This is a genomic window from Aureimonas mangrovi, assembly GCF_014058705.1.
GTDB lineage: Bacteria > Pseudomonadota > Alphaproteobacteria > Rhizobiales > Rhizobiaceae > Aureimonas > Aureimonas mangrovi.
The window spans coordinates 2,151,235-2,170,124 of the sequence record NZ_CP059692.1 but is presented as its reverse complement, the minus strand read 5'-3'; the positions used below and the strand labels follow the sequence as shown (position 1 = coordinate 2,170,124).

The following is an 18,890-nucleotide window of genomic DNA, read 5'->3' as shown; positions in this document are numbered from 1 at the left end:
TTGATCGTAAATTCGAAATCGAATAATAAAATCGAATATGCGACCCATCACTTTCATCAGAACCGACGTGTTCAAAGAAACCCAGAAGGCCTTCGGCCGGATCGCGGGCGTGTCACAGGGAACTGTGTCCAGGTGGGAGGCAGGTGATCTGGCTCCCGCACAAGCGGAAATGATCCGTATCAGGAACGCTGCCATCAGGCTCGGGCTGCCTTGGGACGACGCATGGTTCTTCGTTCTACCAACTCGGCAACTGGCTGCGCTTTCTGAAGGATTGGCTCGTGAGGCGCTCGCATGAGCCGCCGCGAGTTCACAAAGGTTTCGCCTAACCTCTGGCGATCGCGACGGTTTATCGGCCTGACGGATGCAGGGAAAGTACTCTACGCCTACCTCCTGACCTGCGAGCACCAGAATTCAACTGGATGCTTCCGCCTTCCAGACGGCTACGCCTGCGCCGATCTACAATGGCTATCCGAGAAATACGCTGGGGCGCGCGATGAGCTCGTCGAAGCGGACCTCATCGCTATCGATCTCGAACTCTCTCTGATCTTCGTTCGACGCTGGTTCAAGCATAGCCCGCCGATGAACCCGAAACACGCGCAGGGAACGGTCAAGCAAATTTCGGAGATCGAAAGCGACAGTATCCGTGAGATCGTCGAGCAGGAGTTCGCCGACGCAAACGGTTTCCACGCTGCAAAACCAGCGCCTAACGACGCGAGCAGACGGTCTCGCCTGACGGATGGGCTGCGATGAAACGGTATCCAGACAGTATCACCGTCTATCAGCAACAGTACCGAACTAAAGAGAAGGAGACGGAGACAGAGAAGGAGACCCGAGAAAGAGAGAAAGACCGAGACCGAAGACGCAGACAGAGACGGGAGAGCGACAACGCGCGAAAGCGATCACCCTCTCCCAAGCCGATGGACCTTCTGAATGAAAGGGCTGCCGCATGAAAACTCGATCGATTACGGCCGCCGAGATGAGGAGGCGTCATGACTGTCGTCCAGACTGAGGATGGAACGTACAAGGTCGTCGATGGCGACGGTGCGCTCGCATGGGGTTTTGAAACCAGCTCGGCCGCGTGGAGGTGGATTGATCGACACGACGGCAGCCCACTCAACCGATCCGAGAACACAGCCGAATGGCTCTGGCAACAGAGGCTTGAACAATGAAACACCGTCCGATCACGGCAGCCGAGATCGAGGCCGGCAAGACGCCTAAGGGAGGCTTCACCTACAAGCAGCTCCGCGCCTGGGGCGTCCGATGCCCGCCGAAGGAGGGCTGGCGGAAGAGGCTGCTGAAGTTCGGTGTTCCCGCGTCATGCCCGTTCCCGGCCGGCTTCGATGCAAAGCTGCTCGACTTCGCCCCAGCGACGAACCCGACGATGGAGTTCGGCCCGACGCCAGCGCCGATCGATATGCCGGCGGACGCGATCGAAGTCTTCACCGATGGCTCGTGCGATCCAAACCCGGGGCCGGGCGGCTGGGGCTTTGTCGCCTACCGCGGCGAGGAGGAGATCCACGAGGCGTCCGGCGGCGATGCGGCGAGCACGAACAACCGGATGGAGTTGCAGGCGCTGATCCAAGCGCTGCGGTGGCTTGATCCCGCGCGGCCGGCCATCGTCTGGTCCGACAGCCAGTACGTCGTCCGCGGCTGCATCGAGTGGCGGCATGGTTGGCGGAAGAAGAACTGGACACGCGGCCCGAAAAGCGCGCTGGCGAATGCCGAGCTGTGGCAGATCTTGGACGGCCTGCTCGACAGCCGCATCGTCGATGTCCGCTGGACGCGTGGGCACGTCGGGACGCTCGGCAATGAGCGCGCAGATGAACTCGCCGATCGCGGTCGCCTTTCGATCTTGGAGGTCGCAGCATGAGGCCGATGTCGACGGCGGAGGCCGGCGCATTCCACGAACTCATCTTGGCTCGGCTGTTCGGCTGGTCGATCGCGCTCGGCCCTCAGGACAGCAAGCGCGGCCGGCGCAAACAAGCCTTGCCCAGTGCGGATGCGCTGTTTCGCGAGCTCTTCATCGCCAAGCCAAGCTGGGCGGTCAGCCTGACCGCAATGACAGCTGGTGAAGACGTCGTCGAGCTCTGGCCCGAGCGTCTCCGCGAGGTCGTCCGGTTTCAGATCGATCACAAGGTGCCACGCGTCGAGAACGAGCCGACGAGTGCGCACTACGCCGAGACGATGCGCGAAGGTGGTCGGATCGACTATGCGCTCCCGGCCTTCCTCGCTGACCACGGATCGACGGCGTCGGTCGAAGATCACCCTGCTTGGCAGCACCTCGTGACGGGGAGGGCTGCTGCTTGAGGCAGAACGGCATCAACGTGCATCGCTTCGCGGAAGGGCTCGGCATCCGGGTTCGGCCGATCCACCGCTCCCGCCGCCGGCGTCCGGCGATGGAGACCTACGCTCTCGGCACGATCCGCAACATGCTGATCCTTGACGGCGAGGATCACACCTCGCTCGTCCTGCGCTGCGTGGTCGCGTCCGACCCGTCCGCCCTCGGCGCCGACGTCATCACGTCTGTCTCGAACGCGCTGAAGGGCCATCCTGGCCGCTTCCCAAGCCGCAGAGAGGCGATGGAATGGTTCGAGGCGCTCCCGATGCTCGCGTTGCGCGCTCGTGCTCACCGGCTTGGTACGGGGCCGCACGCGCTCACCACCCTCATTGCAGACAGGATGATCGGCGAATGACCGGCTGGACGAGGGAGCTTGTGCTCGAGGAGCTGATCCGGGCGTGCGAGGTCTACGACGCATTGCCGATACGCACGGGACCGCAAGCCTACGGTTCGACGATGCCGCCGATCCTTCGCGAAGTGAAGGACGAGTTCACCGCCGGCGGCCGAGCGAAGGCGAACGACAACGATGCGAAGGCGAGGGCGGTCTTGCGCCGGGCGAGGGCGACCGCCGCGGACATCAGCCGGGCCGACCAGGCGCTCGCGTGGGTGCCAGCATTCGTGCCGACGCCGGACTTGCGCGAAGTGCTGATGCGGCATGCGGTCGTGAGGGCACGCGGATGGGATTGGGATCGCGCTGTTTCGGCTCGCAATCGGCGCAACCCAGCGAAAAAGGGCTGGGTTAGACGAACAACATACCGCTGGATCGCCCGCGCTTGTCAGGGCATCGCGGACGCGCTCGACCACAAGGGCATTCCGTTGCCCGCCGACCTGGATGGACAGGTGTCTCACGAACCGGCAGAAACGACCTCGAACTTGATAAGATCAGGTTCGTTGCGCGGGTGGCGACAGGCGAGCTGAGAAGCCCGCCGACTGCCCGGTACGAAGTCCCAGGCGGAAGTCCAATTCGGGCTCCCGCCTTTTTGTTGAGCTTTAACGCATCATCGGGAAAGCGGTGCGAAAGGTCTCCCTTTCAGGTTTGGCGAAGTAGTAGCCTTGGAAGAGGTTCACGCCGGCTGCCTGAAGCGTTCTGACTTCATCTGACGTCTCGATGCCTTCTGCGATGACCTTGATGCTGAGGGCGCCGGCGATATCGAGAATGCCTTTGACGATCGCCTGTTTTGCCCGCGACGTATCGATGTCGCGGGTGATCTCCATGTCGATCTTGATGACGTCGGTCTGGAATTTTGACAGCAGCGAAAGCCCTGCGAAGCCAGCGCCGAAATCGTCCAAGGCGGTGGTAAAGCCCATTCGGTTGTAGCTGCGTACGATGTTCTCGAGATGGGCGGTGTCCATCACCTGCTCATTCTCCGTGAACTCGAACATCAGTCGTGTCGGATCAAAGCCCACGTCATGCGCGGCATTCAATGATGCTCGGATGCAGGCACGCGGCTCATAGACCGCGTTCGGAAGGAAGTTGATTGAAAGCCGCGCCGTCGAACCGGGCATGTGTCTGCCTGCCAGTTCGATGGCTTTCACACGGCAAAGTTGGTCAAAGCGGTAGCGATTTCCAGCTGTGACCGACGAGAGGACTTCACCGGCGCCCTGGCCATCGACACCTCGTACCAGTGCTTCGTAGGCGAAGACATTTTGCGTGGTCAGGTCGACGATCGGCTGGAATGCCATCGTGATTTCAATGGGGAAGGGGGGTCCATCCCGGCAGCCACTACAAGTTTCGGCCATTGAGTGCGCTGCCTTCGGACTACGACGAACCTTTGTACAGCGGTTCGCTTGCGTGGACCTTTGCCGCTTCGGAACATCTCAGTCCTCCGCTGACTTCCTTTCGCAGCCAGAGGAGGCAGGAATGTCAGAGACCAACCCAGTCACCCAGAACCCGAACGAGAAGCTGCCGGACGGCGAACCGCTGGACCCGGATGTCATCGTTCCCGAGGACGATGCAGGCCTCGAAGATGAGGACGAAGACGACGGCGACGTCGATGAGACGTCAGCCGGCGGCCTGAACGAGATCGGTTCGGGCAAGAGGGACGAGCGGAACATCATCTAACCGCTAGGCAGTGAGAGGGCGGGTGTCTGAACGGGCTCCCGCCTTTCGCTCGCATGGCCCGCCGGTGAGCGGGCCTTTTTCGTTTCAGTCGATACGCTGCCCCGTCGCAAGCTGGTGAATTCGGGTGCATTGGGCACGGACCTCGTCGGGCACGAGCATCGGGTCGTTCTCTACGACGGCGCGGATCATTGCGATGCGCTCGGCGGTACGGATGTGAAGCGTTCGCAAAGGAGTGCTGCCGCTTTCGATGGCGTTGAGAGAGCGGGTGCTCAGGCCCATGCGATGCGCCATCTCTGCCTGCGTAAGACCGAGGTGCTTGCGTAGGGCGATGAACTCTTCGAGGGTCATTGATCAGCAACCTTTTGAGGTCTATCTTGAGGCTGCAACCGGGGGACCTCACCGGCCCCCCGGCCGCTTCTTACCTCAAGGCGATGATCAGGCTTGCTAGGGCGATGATCACGCTTAAGGCTTGAAGGATCAGGCTGGCTGTCTCGTAGGACATGGCCTTCTCCTTTGCAGTCAGGCGGAACTGCCTGACACCTTTCTTATACGCAGAAATTGCGTATTAAGCAAGTTTAATACGCAGAAAATGCGCATTTATTCGAACCCCGTCGCGCTCCGGCCCGGCGGGGTTTTCGTATGGGGTAGCGCTTCATCGAGCCCATCGGAAACGAAGTGGGGCGCGGTGGTGGAGCGCGGGCAGGCGAGGTAGCGCTCCAACCTGCCTCTGTCCGCATCGCTACCTGTGGGTGGTGCCCCAGCTCATCTTGTCGCCATGGAAGAAAGAATGCCGCTGGGACCAAAAACCGGAGCAGCGTCGTCCTTAACGATGCCATCTGCTGTCGGTCTAAAGAGCGATGCGAGAACCAGCTGTCGATCCTCAGTATCGACCTTATCCTCGGCTGTAAGGGCTAAGTACGTTAGAGCCATCGTCGCGCGTTCTTCCGCGTCGATAGCGAGATGGTGTTCGCTCAGAAACAGCCGAACGATAATCCGCATCGCCCACAAAACGCCAGTCGTCGCGACGACACCCATGGTCGCGAATATGAGCAGCGTTGATGGGTTTGCGTCAGCCGCAGCGTAGTTCAGGGAAGCTTTAGCGAGAACCGCTAGGAAGACGAGGAGAAGCACTCCGCAACTCAAGCCGGCCTTCGACGCTAGATTGCGGTACGCGATTGATTGGCTTCGATGCTGAGAGGCTTTCTGTGTCCAATAATCTACCGGTGCCTTTAGTTTGAGGTGTTCCTGATACAGTGAAATTAGCGCGCCGATCTCGTTGCGAGCCCCTTCCTGGGCCTCATCGAAATTTTCTCGGCGGACATACTCGCTAGCTTTGAAGCGTTTGATCACCGCCTTGTGGATGCGCAACTGCCGGGACACATGCCGTCCCATCTTGGCGGTGTATTCATCTCTAGCGGCGTCTGCCTGAGCGGCCTGTCGGCGGAACTGATCGTAGACGCGTTTGACACTTTTGCGCGTCGACTCAGCGAAATCGTTTCCCAGCCCGAGGCGTACAAGCGTGACTGCAGTAGCACCCATCTGAACCTGATAGCCGCCCAATGCGGTGCTCCCACCCATGACGTGCAAGAGGGCTGATGCGGCCACGTTGTCGCCGTGGACTTCTCTAAGACGATCTATAAGCTTTAAGTCGCGGCTCCCATCGACTGGGATGGAAGTTGGTGCGTTGAGAGCGTCGTCTAGAAGCTTCCGAACCTGATCGTCATTAGATGTTAAGTTTGAGATCTTACGAAGTGCGTTAAGGCGATTATCAAGTAGCTGCCGAGCTTGGTCTTTGATGTTCGGATGCCCCGTAGCTCCCGGTAGCCAACTGTACGCTTTTCCGATGGCGGCGACAGCCGCGGCAATGTCAGATCGTTGCCTGACAATAATCTGACCTCCAAAATCCTTAGATGGTCCGGCATAAAAAGCTTTCGCCATTGCGATTCCTCCAGTCGAACCAGCACAGCAGTTGATCGGATCAGCGGCAAGGCGATTGAATAGAGATGCCCGTTCGCTCGCCTATGCATCGCCCCGTTGGTGCCCGGACGAAGAGGGAGCGGGATCGCCAGCACGACGACCGGCGCGGCTCGTCAGCCTCGCGAGGCTACGGCTCGAAGTGGCAGAAGGCGCGGGCTCAGTTCCTCGCCGAGCATCCGCTCTGCTGCCGCTGCCAGGATGCGGGAACGGTCGAGCCGGCCGCCGTGGTCGATCACATCGTTCCGCATCGAGGCGATCCGGCGCTGTTCTGGTCACGCTCGAACTGGCAGGCCCTGTGCAAGCCGCACCACGACCGCGAGAAGCAGCGCGAGGAGAAGGGCAGGTGAAGAGAACCGCCGAAGGACCTAGCCCTTCTTGCCACCTTTCGGCTTGGGACTGGGCTTCGGAGCCGGCTTAGGCGTAGGCTTGGAGTCACCGACACTCTTGTTTCCGTGCGTTTCGCCGGATGGGCCCTTAGTGCCAGTTGGACGCTTCTGTGGTTGAGCTTCGACGGAAGGAACGAGCATGACCGATCTGCCTCTTTCCGAGCGCCTGCGGAAGGCAGACGCGGACACGCTTAGAGAGATGCTAAGGGAAGCCGAACTGCACTTGGCGAGTCAACAGACTGTAGCCCTGGCTGCCGATCAGAGAGCGATGACGCTAGTCGGCTTCATGTCCGCAGCCATCGTTGTGCTGATAGGTGCTTCGGCCTCGTTCATCGTCGGTCAGGAGCAGCACAGACTTCTCGGCGTCATATGCCTTTGGGTCGCGGCCGGGTTGATGACTTCGGTTCTTCTCGCTCTGCGGACCGCCGCACCGAGCGCCTTCGATTTCGCTGGAAGCTCTCCTTCGGACTGGGCGTCGGACGTGGCGCAAGGTGTCTCCCTTGAGCATGCTTTGGCTGATCAGTGCGCGAACCACGCCGAGGCGATTGCTGACAACCACGATCGGATGAAGATCAACGGCGCGCGGCTCTGGTCTGCCTTGCGCGTAGGTGTCGGCACCATCCTCGCCGGCGGCGTCGCCTTCGTGCTGGCCCTCGCCTTCGCCTAGACCGGAAGGGGGGGCATCCGAAAGTCCGGATGCTAAGGGGCCTAGACCGGCTGGGTAGTGAAATTCATGCGCGTGCAAAATCGAGGTGAAAAGTGGCCGGTCGAAAGCGCAAGCCAGATCACCTGAAGATCGTCGCCGGAACGGCGCAGCCCTGTCGGATGAACCCGGACGCTCCGAAGGCGGCCGCAGACCTGCCGAGCGCGCCGGAGTGGCTGTCGGATCGAGGCGCTGAACTGTTCCTGCAGCTCGTTGCGGTGATCGACGAGATGGGGATCGCGTCATCGGCCGATGCGGCGATGCTGGCGATGGCCGCTTCTCGTCTGGAGGAGGTCGAGATCTGCACCGCTGTCATCGAGGACGGCGGGCGGTTCTTCACCAGCCAGATCGAGCGCGACGACGAGGACCGGATCGTCAGCCAACAGATCAAGGGGCATCCAGCGGTCGCGCAGCGCAGTGAGGCGATGCGTCATGCGCAGTCCCTTCTCGCCGAGTTCGGCCTGTCGCCCGCGGCCCGCTCGAAGGTCTCCGTCACGAAGAAGCCGGAGGAGAACCCGTTCAAAGCTCTGGGGTGATGGATGGCCAAATCATCTCACCCGCATGTCGATGCGGCGCACCGCTACGCTCGTGATGTCGTGGCCGGCAAGATCCTCGCCTGCAAATGGGTGCGGCTTGCCTGCCAGCGTCACCTTGACGACCTGAAGGCGGCCAAGGCGAAGGCATATCCGTACAGGTTCGATCCGGGCGCCGCTGAAAAGTGGTGCCGGTTCATCGAGCTTCTGCCGCACACGAAGGGGAAGTGGGCGCAGCAGGCGCAGAAGCTGAAGCTCGAGCCGTGGCAGTGCTTCAAGACGGCTTGCCTGTTCGGCTGGCTCCGCAAGGCGGATGAGCTGCGTCGATTCCGCAAGGCGCTGATCCTCGAGCCGCGCAAGAACGCGAAGTCGACCTGGGCGGCCGGCGTCGGCCTCGGGATGCTGACGCTCGACGGCGAGCACGGCGCCGAGGTGTATTCGGGCGCGACGACTGAAAAGCAAGCATGGGAGGTGTTCCGGCCGGCGCGGCTGATGGCGATGAAGACGCCGTCGCTCTTGTCCGCCTTCGGCGTGCAGGTGAACGCGTCGAACCTGCACATCATCGGCAATGGCTCGCGGTTCGAACCGGTGATCGGAAACCCCGGCGACGGCGCTTCGCCGAGCTGCGCGATCATCGACGAGTACCACGAGCATCAGACGGACACGCAGGTCGACACGATGGAAACCGGCATGGGGGCGCGCGAGCAGCCCCTGCTGCTGATCATCACGACGGCCGGCGACAACCTGGCCGGACCGTGCTTCTCGCTCTTGCAGGACGCGCAGAAGGTTCTGGAAGGCGTCTGGCAGAACGACGAGCTGTTTGCGCTGATCTACACCGTCGACGCCGATGATGACTGGACGAGCGAGGCGGCGCTGCGCAAGGCGAACCCGAACTTCGACGTTTCGGTCAGCGGGGAGTTCCTGAAGGCCCGCCAGAAGGACGCTATCCAGAACGCCCGCCGTGTCGGCGTGTTCAAGACGAAGCACTTGAACATGTGGGTGCAGGCGCGGAACGCCTACTTCAACGTCCAGCGCTGGAGCGAGGCGGCGGACCCGTTGCTGAAGCTGGAGGATTTCGCCGGCCAGCCGGCGCGCGTCAGCCTCGACCTAGCGTCGAAGGTCGACGTTGCCGCGATGGAGATCCTGATCAAGCTTGCTGAGTGCCGGGATTGCCCGGTGGCCGAGCGCCTGATCGACGAGGGCAGGGAGTTTGTTCGGTTCGGCCGATACTACCTGCCGGAGGCGACCATCGCTCTGCCGGAGAACGAGCACTATCGCGGTTGGCACGAGAAAGGCCTGATCGTCGAGACCGATGGCGACATGATCGACTTTGCGGCGATCGAGGGGGACATCCTCTCGCTACCGATCCGGGTCGACGAGGTCGTCTACGACCCGTGGCAGGCCGCATATCTCATCACGCGCCTGCAAGAGCAGGGTCTCACCTGCGTGGAGATGCGCGCGACCGTCCAGAACTTCTCGGAGCCGATGAAGACGATGGAAGGCCTCATCCGGTCCCGGAAGATCGCTCATGACGGCGACCCTGTCTTCCTCTGGATGCTGTCGAACACAGTCGCGAAGGAAGACGCCAAGGACAACGTCTATCCCCGCAAGGACCGACCCGAAAACAAGATCGACGGCGTCGTCGCCCATATCGGGGCGCTGGCTCGGTTCGTCACCGGCGCCGAGGAGGCGGGCATGGACTGGTCTGACATCTTCTCGAACGTTGTGAGTGCCTGATGAGCATTTGGAGCCGGCTTTTCGGCAAGCGCCTCACGGCGCGCGACGGCGGGCTTTACGAGTTCTTCGGCGGCGGGGATACGTGGGCCGGCGAGAGCGTGACCGCGAAAAGCGCGCTGAATCTGTCCGCGTTCTGGGCTGGCACGCGCCTCACGGCAGAGACGGTTGCCGGTTTGTCGCTCGACGTCATGGAGAAGCGATCAGACGGGGTGAAGGTGCCTGCGAAGGACCATCCCCTGCAAGCTCTACTCGATGAGAGCCCAAACGCCGATCAGACGAGCATCGAGTTCTGGGAGGGTATCGTTCTCGGCCTCGGTACGACGGGCAACGGATACGCCGAGAAGTCCTTCATCGGGACGCGGCGGGTTGCGCTTAACCCGATGCCGGCCGACACCGCCGTGCGCCGCAACGCCAACGACAAGCTCGAGTATCGCTTCCAGGACCGCGGCAAGGAGATCGTGCTGCCAGCCGAGAAGGTCTTCCACGTGAAGGCGTTTGGCGAGGGCGACCTAGGCTTCTCTCCGGTCGAGTACGCGCGTCAGACGCTCAGCATCACCATCGCGACCGAGAAGATGGCCGGTCAGGCCTATTCGAAGGGGCTCCGGACGAAGGGCTTCTTCGTTATGCCGCCTGGTGAGAAGCTGAACCCCGAACAGCGCGAAGAAGCGCGTAAACGCTTCGTCGAGGCGAACAGCGGTCCGAACGCACCGTGGGCGATGATCCTGGAAGGCGGCATGGACTTCAAGGGCATCAGCCTGTCGATGAAGGACGCGGAGATGATCCTGAACCGACGGTTCAACGTCGAGGACGTTTGCCGCTGGATCGGCATCCCGCCCGTTCTCGTCGGGCACGCTGCCGAGGGGCAGACGATGTGGGGGACTGGCGTCTCCGCGATCATGCAGAGCTGGCTGAACCTCGGCCTGCGCAGCCGCCTAAAGCGGATCGAATCCGCCATCGAGAAGCGCATCATGACACCAGAGGAGCGGCGGCGCTTCTCGGTGAAGTTCAACTACGAAGACCTTCTGCGGACCGACACGAAGGCTCGCTACGAGGCCCACGAGATCGCTGGCCGTGCCGGCTTCAAGACGATCAACGAGATCCGCCGCTACGAGGGCGACCCGCCCGTCGAGGGCGGCGACGTCATCCGCACGCAGATGCAGAACGTGCCGATCGACCAGGCGGACGCGGCGGCACAGGAGAATCAGACATGAGCCTTCGCCCACTGCCCGAGCTTCGAACCCCAGAAGGGGCGAAGGTCTCCCCCATGCTATCCGAAGAAGCCCTAAAGCACTGGAGGCCGGTGCAGGCTGCAGCGAACGCCTCCGACACGATCAGCATTCTCGACCCCATCGGCTACGACTGGTGGACGGAGGAGGGCGTGACCGCGAAGCGGATCGGTGCAGCGCTTCGCTCGATCGGAGACCGACCGGTCACGGTCCAGATCAACTCACCCGGCGGAGACTTCTTCGAGGGCACGACGATCTACAACATGCTGCGCGCGCACCCGCAGAAGGTGACGGTGCAAATCCTTGGGATCGCGGCTTCGGCCGCCGCAGTGATCGCGATGGCGGGCGATGAGGTGCAGATCGCCAGCCTCGGCTTCATGATGATCCACAACACCCAGTGGGGCGCCGTCGGTGAGAAGAGTGATCTTCGCACGACCGCAGACGCGATGGAGGTGTTCGATCGCGCGGCCGCGGAGATGTTCGCGGAACGGTCCGGGATCGATGTGGCCGAGGTGACGGCGATGCTGGACGCGACGACTTATCTTTCCGGCAGCGAGGCCGTCTCGAGAGGGTTCGCTGATGCAGTCGTCGATTTCGATATTCAGGAGGAGGGCACTCGCAACGAGGCGCCCGCGCTGTATCGACTGGAGGCGGCGCTGACCAGCGGGCGGGCTTTGCCCCGTTCTGAGCGCCGCCGACTGATGAAAGAGATCACCGGGGGCACGCCGGGCGCTGCCGCCGAGACCGTCATGCCGAGCGCTGACGACGATGCAGTCGACCGCCTGCGCCTTGCAGCGGCTCGGCTGAGCCTGACGAGGGCCTGACGGCTCAAACACCCTTCAAAGACAGGAGGCCGCTATGGCCGATGAAGTCCGCGACCTGCTGAGGCAGGTCACGAACGACCTTTCGCGCGTGAACGACGAGTTCAGCAAGAAGGCCGAGAACTGCCTGGCCGAGGTCAAGAACACCGGCAAGCTGTCGGAGCAGACCAAGGCCGAGGTGGACAAGCTCGCCACCAACCAGTCGGACCTGACGGGCCGGCTCGAGGATCTGCAGTCTCGTCTCGGCGAGGTTGAGCAGTCGGCCGCTCGCCGCGGCGGAGGTGCGCCGGAGCAGCATTCGCCTGGCAGGCAGGCCGTGGAGTCGGACGCCTTCAAGGGCGTCAACTCCAGCATCGGCCGTGGCCGAAGCGTCTCCGCGCCCGTGAAGAACGTGCTTAGCACCGACATCGCCGAAGGCGTGGTCGAGCCCCAGCGTCTGCCCGGCATCGACCAGATGCCCAAGCAGCGCCTATTCATCCGCGACCTGATCGCTGGCGGTCGCACGACCAGTCCCGCAATCTTCTGGGTGCAGCAGACGGGCTTCACCAACGCCGCTCGCGTGGTTCCGGAAGGGACGCCGAAGCCATACTCGGACATCGAGTTCGCGACCAAGATCACGCCCGTCGTGACGATCGCGCATATGTTCAAGGCGTCGAAGCAGATCCTGGACGACTTCACGCAGCTCCAGTCGATGATCGATGCGGAGATGCGCTACGGGCTGAAGTTCGTCGAGGAGCAGGAGTTCTTGTTCGGCTCCGGCACGGGCGGGCATCTGGAGGGCATCGTCCCGCAGGCGTCCACGTTCGCACCGGCGTTCGAACCGGAGGCGCGGACGCCGATCGACGATCTGCGGCTTGCCATCCTGCAGGCGCAGCTCGCTCGCCTTCCGGTCGACGGCTTCGTGATTCACTTCGTCGACTGGGCGAAGATCGAGCTCACGAAGGATGCCAACAACGGCTACATCCTCGCGAACCCGCTCCGTATTGCAGGTCCGACCTTGTGGGGCCGCCCGGTGGTCGAGACCGAAGCTCCCGAGTTCGAAGGCGAGTTCCTAGCCGGCGCGTTCCGGACGGCGGCACAGATCTTCGATCGCGAGGACGCCAATGTCGTCATCTCGACCGAGAACGTCGATGACTTCGAGAAGAACATGATCTCCGTCCGCTGCGAGGAGCGCACCGCGCTCGCCGTCAAGCGGCCCGAGGCGTTCGTCACGGGGCCGTTCGGCACGGCGGTCGCCGCCGGCGGCTGATCTCGAACCGACATAGGCCGCCTCGATCCTGGGGCGGCCTTTCTCATCTGGAGGCAAGGCAATGGACCTGACTGCACTGCGGACCTTCCGGTTCGGCGACAAGAACATCCGCCGCGGCATGCCGGTGACGATGAGCGAAGCGCGCGCGAAGGAGCACTTGAGCCGCGGCCTCGTCGAAGAGACCAAGTCACCGGCCCCGAAGCCGAAGGCAGACCCGAAGTCCAAGGCCGACGAGAAGGCCAAGGACTGACCATGCGCATCGTCGTCATCGAGCAGCCGAAGCCGATCGTCACGCCCTCGCAGGTTCCTGGCGGGCATGCGGCCGACGATGCCTTGGTGACGACGATGATCAAGGCCGCGCAGGCCGAGATCGATGGTCCGACGGGATGGCTTGGTCGCTCGCTTGGCGAGCAGACGCTCGAGCTGGCTTCTGAATGCTGGCCGAGTTCGCTGCCGTCCCGTCCGATCATCGAGATCGAGAGCATTACGGTCGACGACATCGAGGTTGAGGGCGTCGGCATCGAGTTCGACGGGTGTCTGATCATCCCGGATAACGCACCGCGCCCGGCGCGCAAGTTCCGGTGCCGGTATCGCGCCGGCTACAACGGCAAGCCCGATAATGCGCCTTCGACGGGGGAGGTGCCGCCGAACGCTGTGGCAGCCGTGATCCTGATGACGCAGGAGCTGTTGGCCCAGACGAAGGCGAATGGCGGGCTACGGACATTCGCTATCGATGGCGGGTTCAGCGAGGCCTACAACAGCCCGGAGATGGTCGCGAAGGCGCGCACCGTCGCGGTCGATCGTCTCCTCGCCCCTCTGAGGGTCTACGCGCTGTGAGCCGGCTGGAGAGCTACCGGAGCCTCTTCGATCGCGCCGGCCGGCGCGTGACGATCGAGCGCCAGGTCACGAACGGCCAGCCGATGCGTGTAGAGAACGTCCGCGCTCGGGTGCGAGGCGTCACCCCGGAAGAGGTGGTCGGCGGTATCGATGCAAACGCGCGCAAGGTGCTGATCCTCGCCGAGGACATCCCGGCCGAGTGGCGTCCTTTGAAGATGAACGACGACGTCATCGTCGACGGCGTGCGGCTGACCTTCACTCAGCGACCGGATGACCAGACGCATCGCGATGGCGAGACGCTGCTCGCCTACGACTGCTTGGCGGCAGGGGCCTGATGGCGCGTCTTGACCCCATCTCGCGCGAGATCGACCTGATGGTCGCCGACCTTGCGACCCCGGAGGCTCGCTCCGCACGGCTCGCAGAGTTCGCCGGCGACGAGATTGCGCGGGTGAAGATCGAGAACAAGGCAGCGACCGGTCGCGACGCCCCGCACGAGGTCTACGTCGACGGCGTGCGCGGCGCGCCGCTGGCAGTGGTGAAGCCGGACGGCGTCGTCATCGCCGAGTTCGATCTGATGGACGAGGTTCTGGAGTGGATCGGGGAGCAGCTGCTCCTCACCAGCCCGATCCTGACCGGCGCCTATATGCGCAGCCACATCCTGTTCGCCGACGATGTCGAGGTGACGCCCGGCAACATTCCGCAGGGAGCGCGCGAGTATGTCTTCCTCAACTCGCAGCCCTACGCCCGCAAGATCGAGGGCGGCGACAGCGGGCGTCAACCGCAGTCCGCCCAGGCGCCCGACGGCGTGTACGAGGCGATCTCAACCACGGCTGCCAAGCGGTTCGGCAACATCGCCCGTATCGGCTACGGCTTCCGCTCGCTGACGGGCGCGAAGGCGAAGAGCGACAGGCAGCCAGCGATTTTCGTGAGGGCCTACTGATGGCGCATTTGGCGGTCGTGAAAGCCGTCGAGGCTCGACTGCGCGAGCACTGGTCGCATTCCACGATTCGCGTCGAGAACGACGAGGACGGGCTCGACGAGAACGGCGGCCCTGTTCTCGCGATGCAGTTCCCGTGGAGCCGATCGGAATGGCAGACGGTTGAGGGGCCGGACGGTTCCGACTTCCTCGAGGAGGGTGCGTTTCGCTTCGTCCTGTCAATCCGTCGCGGCAGCGGCACGGACGTTGCGCGTGGATGGCTCGACGATCTGGCAGGCGCCTTCCGCGGCACGCAGTTCGACGGCGTGCAGACGTTTGCACCGTCCTCGCCGGTCACGGACGATCGCAACGATGTCGCGGGCCTCTACCGGCTTAGCTTCTCCGTCCCCTACGAGTTCCTGATCCAGCACAAGGAAGCCTGATCATGGTCCAGATCGCCAACATCAGCGGCGTCGCTCAGCACTTCACCGAAACGGCGGGCGGCCTCGTCTCCATTGCTCCCGGCACGGCCGCCCCGGTCGAGATCGATCGTGAAAGTCCGCAGATCGTCGCCAAGCTGCGCGCCAAGCTCATCGAAGTCGGCGGCACCTCGGCGAAGGCGGCGAAGGTCGCTCGCGAAAAGGCGCCGACCGAGCCTACCGAGTAGCGCGCCCCGCGCTTCAGCCCTCGCACCCGCGAGACCACGGCCGCCTTGAGCGGCCTTTTTCATGCCATCACGAAAGAGGTTTCTCATGGCGAACAAAGTCCTTCCGGTCGCCCGCTCGCGGGTGTCCATCGGCACGGCGACGGCCGAATACACCCAGGTGGCCCTCGCCGCCGACACGTTCACGCCCATCGGCCGCATCCGCAACATCGGTGCGTTCGGCGACACCTTTCAGACTATCACTGTCGACGAGGTCCCGGATGGCCGCACCCGCAAGGGCAAGGGCACGGCGAACGCCGGCACGATGGAGCTGACCGTCTCGCGTCAGGCCGACGATCCGGGGCAGCAGGCGCTCGTCGCGGCTGCTGACAGCTTCGATCCGTTCAACTTCAAGATCGAGCTGCCGAACGGCGATGGCACCGCGCGCCGATGCCCGCTCGCTCGGCGTCGATCCCGCGCTGATCGAGCGCTGGTTTCAGGTGCAGGTGCAGAACGTCGTCGACGGCACCGGTCTCGTCGGCGACGCGCTCGATCCGCTCATCGATCTCTTCCCGCAGCTTGCCGGCGTGCTCGAAGAGAGCATGGCGACGATCGAGAACACCCTCGCGCGCGCCGAAAGCGACCTGCGCGCTGCCTACAACAAACAGAAGGGTGAGCTGGAACAGAGCGTGTCGCGGCTGGAGGGCTTTTCGGCGGCGCTGGCGAAGTATCGCGACGACATCCGCCTCGACCGCAATCTCTCGCCGCTGGCGCCGTTCGACAAGCTGACGGAGGCACAGGAGAAGTTCCGGCAGACCGCCGCGAAGGCCGCCGCCGGCGACGAGGAGGCGCAGGGCCAGCTCATCGACCTGTCGCGCTCGTATCTCGACGAGGCCAAGAGCTACTACGCCTCGAGCGAGCACTACTTCTCGATCTTCGACGAGGTGTCCGGCATCCTCGCCCGCACCGAGACAAGCGCCAAGGAAGAGATTGACGCGGCCAAGGCGCAGCTCGACCTTCTCGACATTCAGGTCGGCGCGCTGATCGACATCAACGACAGCGTCCTCTCGGTTGCCGATGCGATCGCCGCCTTCAATGCGGCGCAGGCGGCCCGCGACACGGCGCAGGCGAAGGCACTGGAGGACTATGTCCGCGCGCTGAACCCGGAGGCGGCGATCCCGTCCTACGAGGCGCCGCCGGTGACTGTGAACCCGGCCGACGACGGCAGTGGCGACGCGCCCGCCGGGCCGAAGACGTTGACGTGGAAGAAGATCGGCACCGACGAGACGGGCGCGTGGCGCTCCAGCGAAGGCCAGTACTGGCGCCCGCGCGTCGAGCGCGCCAGCGACCAGAACGGCTGGCAGACGACGATCCTTGGCCCCCGGACGCCTTATGAGGCGGGCATCCACTACGCCAACCAGCTGCCGCAGAACGGGCAGGGCGGGCAGTGGATCAACGGCCGCTTCGTATACGACGATCCGAGCAACTGGGGCGCACATCTCGCCAGCCGGTACAGAGCTGTTCCAGGCATGCAGACCGGCGGCGTTGTCGGCAACGGCATCTGGAACCGCGACAGCGTGCTCGCGCGCTATGCCGGTGGCGGCAACATCGCTCTGGCCGGTGGGGAGGGCATCCTCACGGCGCCCGCGATGCAGATGCCGGGCGTGCGCGCCTTCATGGAGGCGGCGAACGCTCGCCGGCTTCCGGACCTGCGCATGCCCGCCGTGCGGGCGACCGGCGGCAGTGAGGCTGCGCTCGTTGCGGAGGTTCGGGCGCTGCGTGACGAGGTGCGTACTCTTCGCCAAGCGGTCGGCATCGGCGCGCAGGAGACCGTCGCGGCCGTCGAGCGCGGCAATGCGGTCGCACGCGAGGGTGTCAGCGCTTCCAAGCGGCGGAATGCGGCATGATCTACCTCGTCGAGATCGAGGCCTACGATCCGCAGGCCGGCGCCGTCGTGGTCGAGCGCTTCGCCACGCAGGGCTACACCACCGGGCCGAACGACACGCCGCGGCACACGCATTTCGAGGAGCGGGTGCAGGACCCCGGCAACTTCCAGCGCTCGGTCTTCGAAGCCGGGCGCACGAACGGCGCGGCCTCGGCTGCCTTCGGGCTAATCGAACTGGCGAACGCCGACGGCGGCATCGACCGGATGGCGCGCTATGCCGTCGACGGTCGGGCGCTGCGCATCACGGCGCTGGCCGACGAGCGTTCGCCCTTCGCCTCGCGTGTCGGCGTCCTGGCCGGCACGATGCAGCAGATGGAGTTCGGCTGGCGTCGCGCGACGGTGCGCCTGCGCGACCGCATGGCGGCGCTGAACGAGCCGCTGCAGAAGGTGGTCTATGCCGGCACCACGGTTGCCGGCGGCATGAATGAGGCCGAGGGTGCCGAGGACGACCTGAAGGACAAGCCCAAGCCGACGCTGTGGGGCCGCGTTCTCAACGTCTCGCCGATCCTCGCCAACCGCTTCGATCTCATCTGGCAGGCCTCCTCGCGGCCGCTCGCCTCGGTCGAGGCCGTGCGCGACAACGGCGTGCCGATCGGCTTCCATGCGAACTATGCCAGCGTCGCCACGCTGCGCGCGGCGGCGATCCCGGCCGGGCGCTATGGAACGTGTCTCGCGCTCGGCCTCCTGCGCACGGGTTCGGTGCCGAGCGGCGACCTGACGATCGACGCGACCGAAGGCGCGGCGGGCCAGCGCTCGGCCGCGCGTGTCTCGCGGCGCATCCTCGAGGCGGCGGGCTTCGTTGCCGGCGCCGACTTCGTCGTGTCCGACTTCGACGCGCTGCATGCTGCGAACCCGGCCGAGGTCGGAACGTGGACCGGGCTCGACCGCCGCGACATCTCCGCCGTTCTCTCGACGGTCCTCGCCAGCGTCGGCGCCTGGATCGTGCCCGACCGTCTCGGCCGCTTCCGCGTGCGTCGCCTCGACGCGCCGGCCTTCGACGCCAATGCGCCCGTCCTGGATCGGGCGCTGGTGCTGGACAGCGGCGACGGCATAGAGCGCCTGGCGACCGAAGACGACGGCTCCGGCGTGCCGGCGGCCAAGGTGACGGTGCGCTACGCTCGCAACTGGACGATCCAGTCCAAGGCGACGCTCGACGCCACCGCGGCGACGCCGGCCATCAAGGCCTTCGCCGCCGAGGAGTATCGCAACGCGCTGGCCGAGGACGCATCGGTGCGCACGCGCCATCTCCTCGCGACCGAGCCGAGCTTCGACAGCGCCTTCGTCTCGCAGGCGGATGCGCAGGCCGAGGCGCAGCGCCGGCTCGGCATCTACGGCGTGCGCCGGGACCGCTACCGGGTGCCGGTGCCCCGCGCGGAGCTGCCGGACATCGATCTCGGCGACGTCGTCACGCTCGCCATAGACCGCTTCGACCTTGATGGCGGCAAGCCCTTCGTCGTCCTCGGCGAGGACGTGACGCTGGTGACGGGAACGACCGTCCTCGATCTCTACGGGTAAGA

At 64.1% G+C, this 18,890-nt stretch carries 25 protein-coding genes; 22 read left to right on the top strand and 3 right to left on the bottom strand.

What is annotated here, in order from left to right:
• Positions 1-37 precede the first annotated feature (37 nt).
• From H1343_RS17200 to H1343_RS10320, 6 genes are all read left to right on the top strand, one after another.
• The gene (locus tag H1343_RS17200) at positions 38-295 is read left to right on the top strand and encodes a helix-turn-helix transcriptional regulator (protein WP_185982841.1); all 258 of its coding nucleotides are present in this window, start codon (positions 38-40) and stop codon (positions 293-295) included.
• Positions 292-750: a hypothetical protein gene (locus H1343_RS10340; protein WP_185982840.1), complete on the top strand. Its 459-nt coding sequence runs from the start codon at positions 292-294 to the stop codon at positions 748-750. The genes H1343_RS17200 and H1343_RS10340 overlap by 4 nt, the downstream gene beginning before the upstream one ends.
• 631 nt (positions 751-1,381) lie before the next feature.
• On the top strand, positions 1,382-1,870 hold the full coding sequence (locus H1343_RS10335; RefSeq protein WP_246332933.1) for a ribonuclease H family protein: 489 nt from the start codon (positions 1,382-1,384) through the stop codon (positions 1,868-1,870).
• 5 nt (positions 1,871-1,875) lie between these two features.
• Positions 1,876-2,307, top strand: a complete 432-nt coding sequence (locus H1343_RS10330; RefSeq protein ID WP_185982839.1) for a hypothetical protein — start codon at positions 1,876-1,878, stop codon at positions 2,305-2,307.
• Entirely contained in the window at positions 2,304-2,693 is a 390-nt protein-coding gene (locus H1343_RS10325; protein ID WP_185982838.1) for a hypothetical protein, read from the top strand. The genes H1343_RS10330 and H1343_RS10325 overlap by 4 nt, the downstream gene beginning before the upstream one ends.
• Positions 2,690-3,256, top strand: a complete 567-nt coding sequence (locus H1343_RS10320) for a hypothetical protein (RefSeq protein WP_185982837.1) — start codon at positions 2,690-2,692, stop codon at positions 3,254-3,256. The genes H1343_RS10325 and H1343_RS10320 overlap by 4 nt, the downstream gene beginning before the upstream one ends.
• Before the next feature lie 72 nt (positions 3,257-3,328).
• On the opposite strand, the gene H1343_RS10315 is transcribed toward H1343_RS10320, so the two are convergent.
• Complete coding sequence (locus tag H1343_RS10315) at positions 3,329-4,021, bottom strand: EAL domain-containing protein (RefSeq protein ID WP_246332931.1); 693 nt, start codon at positions 4,019-4,021, stop codon at positions 3,329-3,331.
• Between the two features lie 178 nt (positions 4,022-4,199).
• Between H1343_RS10315 and H1343_RS10310 the strand changes: the two genes are divergently transcribed.
• Positions 4,200-4,400 carry a hypothetical protein gene (locus H1343_RS10310; protein WP_185982835.1) on the top strand — a complete coding sequence of 67 codons (201 nt, stop codon included), beginning with the start codon at positions 4,200-4,202 and terminating at the stop codon, positions 4,398-4,400.
• Positions 4,401-4,484: 84 nt separating this feature from the next.
• Here H1343_RS10310 and H1343_RS10305 read toward each other — a convergent pair whose 3' ends face one another.
• On the bottom strand, positions 4,485-4,748 hold the full coding sequence (locus H1343_RS10305; RefSeq protein ID WP_185982834.1) for a helix-turn-helix domain-containing protein: 264 nt from the start codon (positions 4,746-4,748) through the stop codon (positions 4,485-4,487).
• A gap of 414 nt (positions 4,749-5,162) precedes the next feature.
• On the bottom strand, positions 5,163-6,338 hold the full coding sequence (locus H1343_RS10300) for a DUF6161 domain-containing protein (protein WP_185982833.1): 1,176 nt from the start codon (positions 6,336-6,338) through the stop codon (positions 5,163-5,165).
• 65 nt (positions 6,339-6,403) lie between these two features.
• Here H1343_RS10300 and H1343_RS10295 point away from each other — a divergent pair, with 65 nt between their 5' ends.
• From H1343_RS10295 to H1343_RS10225, 15 genes are all read left to right on the top strand, one after another.
• Positions 6,404-6,724 carry an HNH endonuclease gene (locus H1343_RS10295; protein ID WP_185982832.1) on the top strand — a complete coding sequence of 107 codons (321 nt, stop codon included), beginning with the start codon at positions 6,404-6,406 and terminating at the stop codon, positions 6,722-6,724.
• Positions 6,725-6,902: 178 nt separating this feature from the next.
• The gene (locus H1343_RS10290) at positions 6,903-7,430 is read left to right on the top strand and encodes a hypothetical protein (RefSeq protein WP_185982831.1); all 528 of its coding nucleotides are present in this window, start codon (positions 6,903-6,905) and stop codon (positions 7,428-7,430) included.
• Positions 7,431-7,522: 92 nt separating this feature from the next.
• Positions 7,523-8,002 carry a phage terminase small subunit P27 family gene (locus tag H1343_RS10285; RefSeq protein WP_185982830.1) on the top strand — a complete coding sequence of 160 codons (480 nt, stop codon included), beginning with the start codon at positions 7,523-7,525 and terminating at the stop codon, positions 8,000-8,002.
• Between the two features lie 3 nt (positions 8,003-8,005).
• A complete protein-coding gene (locus tag H1343_RS10280; protein WP_185982829.1) occupies positions 8,006-9,736 on the top strand; it encodes a terminase large subunit in 1,731 nt (576 codons plus the stop codon).
• The gene (locus H1343_RS10275) at positions 9,736-10,947 is read left to right on the top strand and encodes a phage portal protein (protein WP_185982828.1); all 1,212 of its coding nucleotides are present in this window, start codon (positions 9,736-9,738) and stop codon (positions 10,945-10,947) included. Before H1343_RS10280 ends, H1343_RS10275 begins: the two co-directional genes overlap by 1 nt.
• A 53-nt stretch (positions 10,948-11,000) precedes the next feature.
• The gene (locus H1343_RS10270) at positions 11,001-11,786 is read left to right on the top strand and encodes a head maturation protease, ClpP-related (RefSeq protein ID WP_185982827.1); all 786 of its coding nucleotides are present in this window, start codon (positions 11,001-11,003) and stop codon (positions 11,784-11,786) included.
• A 34-nt stretch (positions 11,787-11,820) separates the two neighbouring features.
• On the top strand, positions 11,821-13,032 hold the full coding sequence (locus tag H1343_RS10265) for a phage major capsid protein (protein WP_185982826.1): 1,212 nt from the start codon (positions 11,821-11,823) through the stop codon (positions 13,030-13,032).
• Positions 13,033-13,093: 61 nt separating this feature from the next.
• Positions 13,094-13,282, top strand: coding sequence for a hypothetical protein (locus H1343_RS10260; RefSeq protein WP_185982825.1), 189 nt, complete (start codon positions 13,094-13,096; stop codon positions 13,280-13,282).
• A 2-nt stretch (positions 13,283-13,284) separates the two neighbouring features.
• Positions 13,285-13,869, top strand: coding sequence for a phage gp6-like head-tail connector protein (locus tag H1343_RS10255; protein WP_185982824.1), 585 nt, complete (start codon positions 13,285-13,287; stop codon positions 13,867-13,869).
• On the top strand, positions 13,866-14,204 hold the full coding sequence (locus tag H1343_RS10250) for a hypothetical protein (RefSeq protein ID WP_185982823.1): 339 nt from the start codon (positions 13,866-13,868) through the stop codon (positions 14,202-14,204). The genes H1343_RS10255 and H1343_RS10250 overlap by 4 nt, the downstream gene beginning before the upstream one ends.
• A complete protein-coding gene (locus H1343_RS10245; RefSeq protein WP_185982822.1) occupies positions 14,204-14,809 on the top strand; it encodes a hypothetical protein in 606 nt (201 codons plus the stop codon). Before H1343_RS10250 ends, H1343_RS10245 begins: the two co-directional genes overlap by 1 nt.
• A complete protein-coding gene (locus H1343_RS10240; protein ID WP_185982821.1) occupies positions 14,809-15,228 on the top strand; it encodes a hypothetical protein in 420 nt (139 codons plus the stop codon). Before H1343_RS10245 ends, H1343_RS10240 begins: the two co-directional genes overlap by 1 nt.
• A 2-nt stretch (positions 15,229-15,230) precedes the next feature.
• A complete protein-coding gene (locus H1343_RS10235; protein WP_185982820.1) occupies positions 15,231-15,452 on the top strand; it encodes a hypothetical protein in 222 nt (73 codons plus the stop codon).
• A 410-nt stretch (positions 15,453-15,862) separates the two neighbouring features.
• Positions 15,863-17,335, top strand: a complete 1,473-nt coding sequence (locus H1343_RS17010) for a hypothetical protein (protein ID WP_246332929.1) — start codon at positions 15,863-15,865, stop codon at positions 17,333-17,335.
• Entirely contained in the window at positions 17,332-18,888 is a 1,557-nt protein-coding gene (locus tag H1343_RS10225) for a hypothetical protein (protein ID WP_185982818.1), read from the top strand. Before H1343_RS17010 ends, H1343_RS10225 begins: the two co-directional genes overlap by 4 nt.
• The last annotated feature ends 2 nt before the right edge of the window (positions 18,889-18,890 follow it).

Bases quoted from the DNA above. Each gene is read 5' to 3' on its own strand.
- H1343_RS10305 (WP_185982834.1), bottom strand. From the start codon at position 4,748: ATGACCCTCGAAGAGTTCATCGCCCTACGCAAGCACCTCGGTCTTACG.
- H1343_RS10235 (WP_185982820.1), top strand. From the start codon at position 15,231: ATGGTCCAGATCGCCAACATCAGCGGCGTCGCTCAGCACTTCACCGAA.
- H1343_RS10280 (WP_185982829.1), top strand. From the start codon at position 8,006: ATGGCCAAATCATCTCACCCGCATGTCGATGCGGCGCACCGCTACGCT.
- H1343_RS10270 (WP_185982827.1), top strand. From the start codon at position 11,001: ATGCTATCCGAAGAAGCCCTAAAGCACTGGAGGCCGGTGCAGGCTGCA.
- H1343_RS10310 (WP_185982835.1), top strand. From the start codon at position 4,200: ATGTCAGAGACCAACCCAGTCACCCAGAACCCGAACGAGAAGCTGCCG.
- H1343_RS17010 (WP_246332929.1), top strand. From the start codon at position 15,863: ATGGCACCGCGCGCCGATGCCCGCTCGCTCGGCGTCGATCCCGCGCTG.
- H1343_RS17200 (WP_185982841.1), top strand. From the start codon at position 38: ATGCGACCCATCACTTTCATCAGAACCGACGTGTTCAAAGAAACCCAG.
- H1343_RS10315 (WP_246332931.1), bottom strand. From the start codon at position 4,021: ATGGCATTCCAGCCGATCGTCGACCTGACCACGCAAAATGTCTTCGCC.
- H1343_RS10330 (WP_185982839.1), top strand. From the start codon at position 1,876: ATGTCGACGGCGGAGGCCGGCGCATTCCACGAACTCATCTTGGCTCGG.
- H1343_RS10260 (WP_185982825.1), top strand. From the start codon at position 13,094: ATGGACCTGACTGCACTGCGGACCTTCCGGTTCGGCGACAAGAACATC.
- H1343_RS10320 (WP_185982837.1), top strand. From the start codon at position 2,690: ATGACCGGCTGGACGAGGGAGCTTGTGCTCGAGGAGCTGATCCGGGCG.
- H1343_RS10300 (WP_185982833.1), bottom strand. From the start codon at position 6,338: ATGGCGAAAGCTTTTTATGCCGGACCATCTAAGGATTTTGGAGGTCAG.
- H1343_RS10340 (WP_185982840.1), top strand. From the start codon at position 292: ATGAGCCGCCGCGAGTTCACAAAGGTTTCGCCTAACCTCTGGCGATCG.
- H1343_RS10245 (WP_185982822.1), top strand. From the start codon at position 14,204: ATGGCGCGTCTTGACCCCATCTCGCGCGAGATCGACCTGATGGTCGCC.
- H1343_RS10225 (WP_185982818.1), top strand. From the start codon at position 17,332: ATGATCTACCTCGTCGAGATCGAGGCCTACGATCCGCAGGCCGGCGCC.
- H1343_RS10265 (WP_185982826.1), top strand. From the start codon at position 11,821: ATGGCCGATGAAGTCCGCGACCTGCTGAGGCAGGTCACGAACGACCTT.
- H1343_RS10275 (WP_185982828.1), top strand. From the start codon at position 9,736: ATGAGCATTTGGAGCCGGCTTTTCGGCAAGCGCCTCACGGCGCGCGAC.
- H1343_RS10290 (WP_185982831.1), top strand. From the start codon at position 6,903: ATGACCGATCTGCCTCTTTCCGAGCGCCTGCGGAAGGCAGACGCGGAC.
- H1343_RS10335 (WP_246332933.1), top strand. From the start codon at position 1,382: ATGGAGTTCGGCCCGACGCCAGCGCCGATCGATATGCCGGCGGACGCG.
- H1343_RS10240 (WP_185982821.1), top strand. From the start codon at position 14,809: ATGGCGCATTTGGCGGTCGTGAAAGCCGTCGAGGCTCGACTGCGCGAG.
- H1343_RS10295 (WP_185982832.1), top strand. From the start codon at position 6,404: ATGCCCGTTCGCTCGCCTATGCATCGCCCCGTTGGTGCCCGGACGAAG.
- H1343_RS10255 (WP_185982824.1), top strand. From the start codon at position 13,285: ATGCGCATCGTCGTCATCGAGCAGCCGAAGCCGATCGTCACGCCCTCG.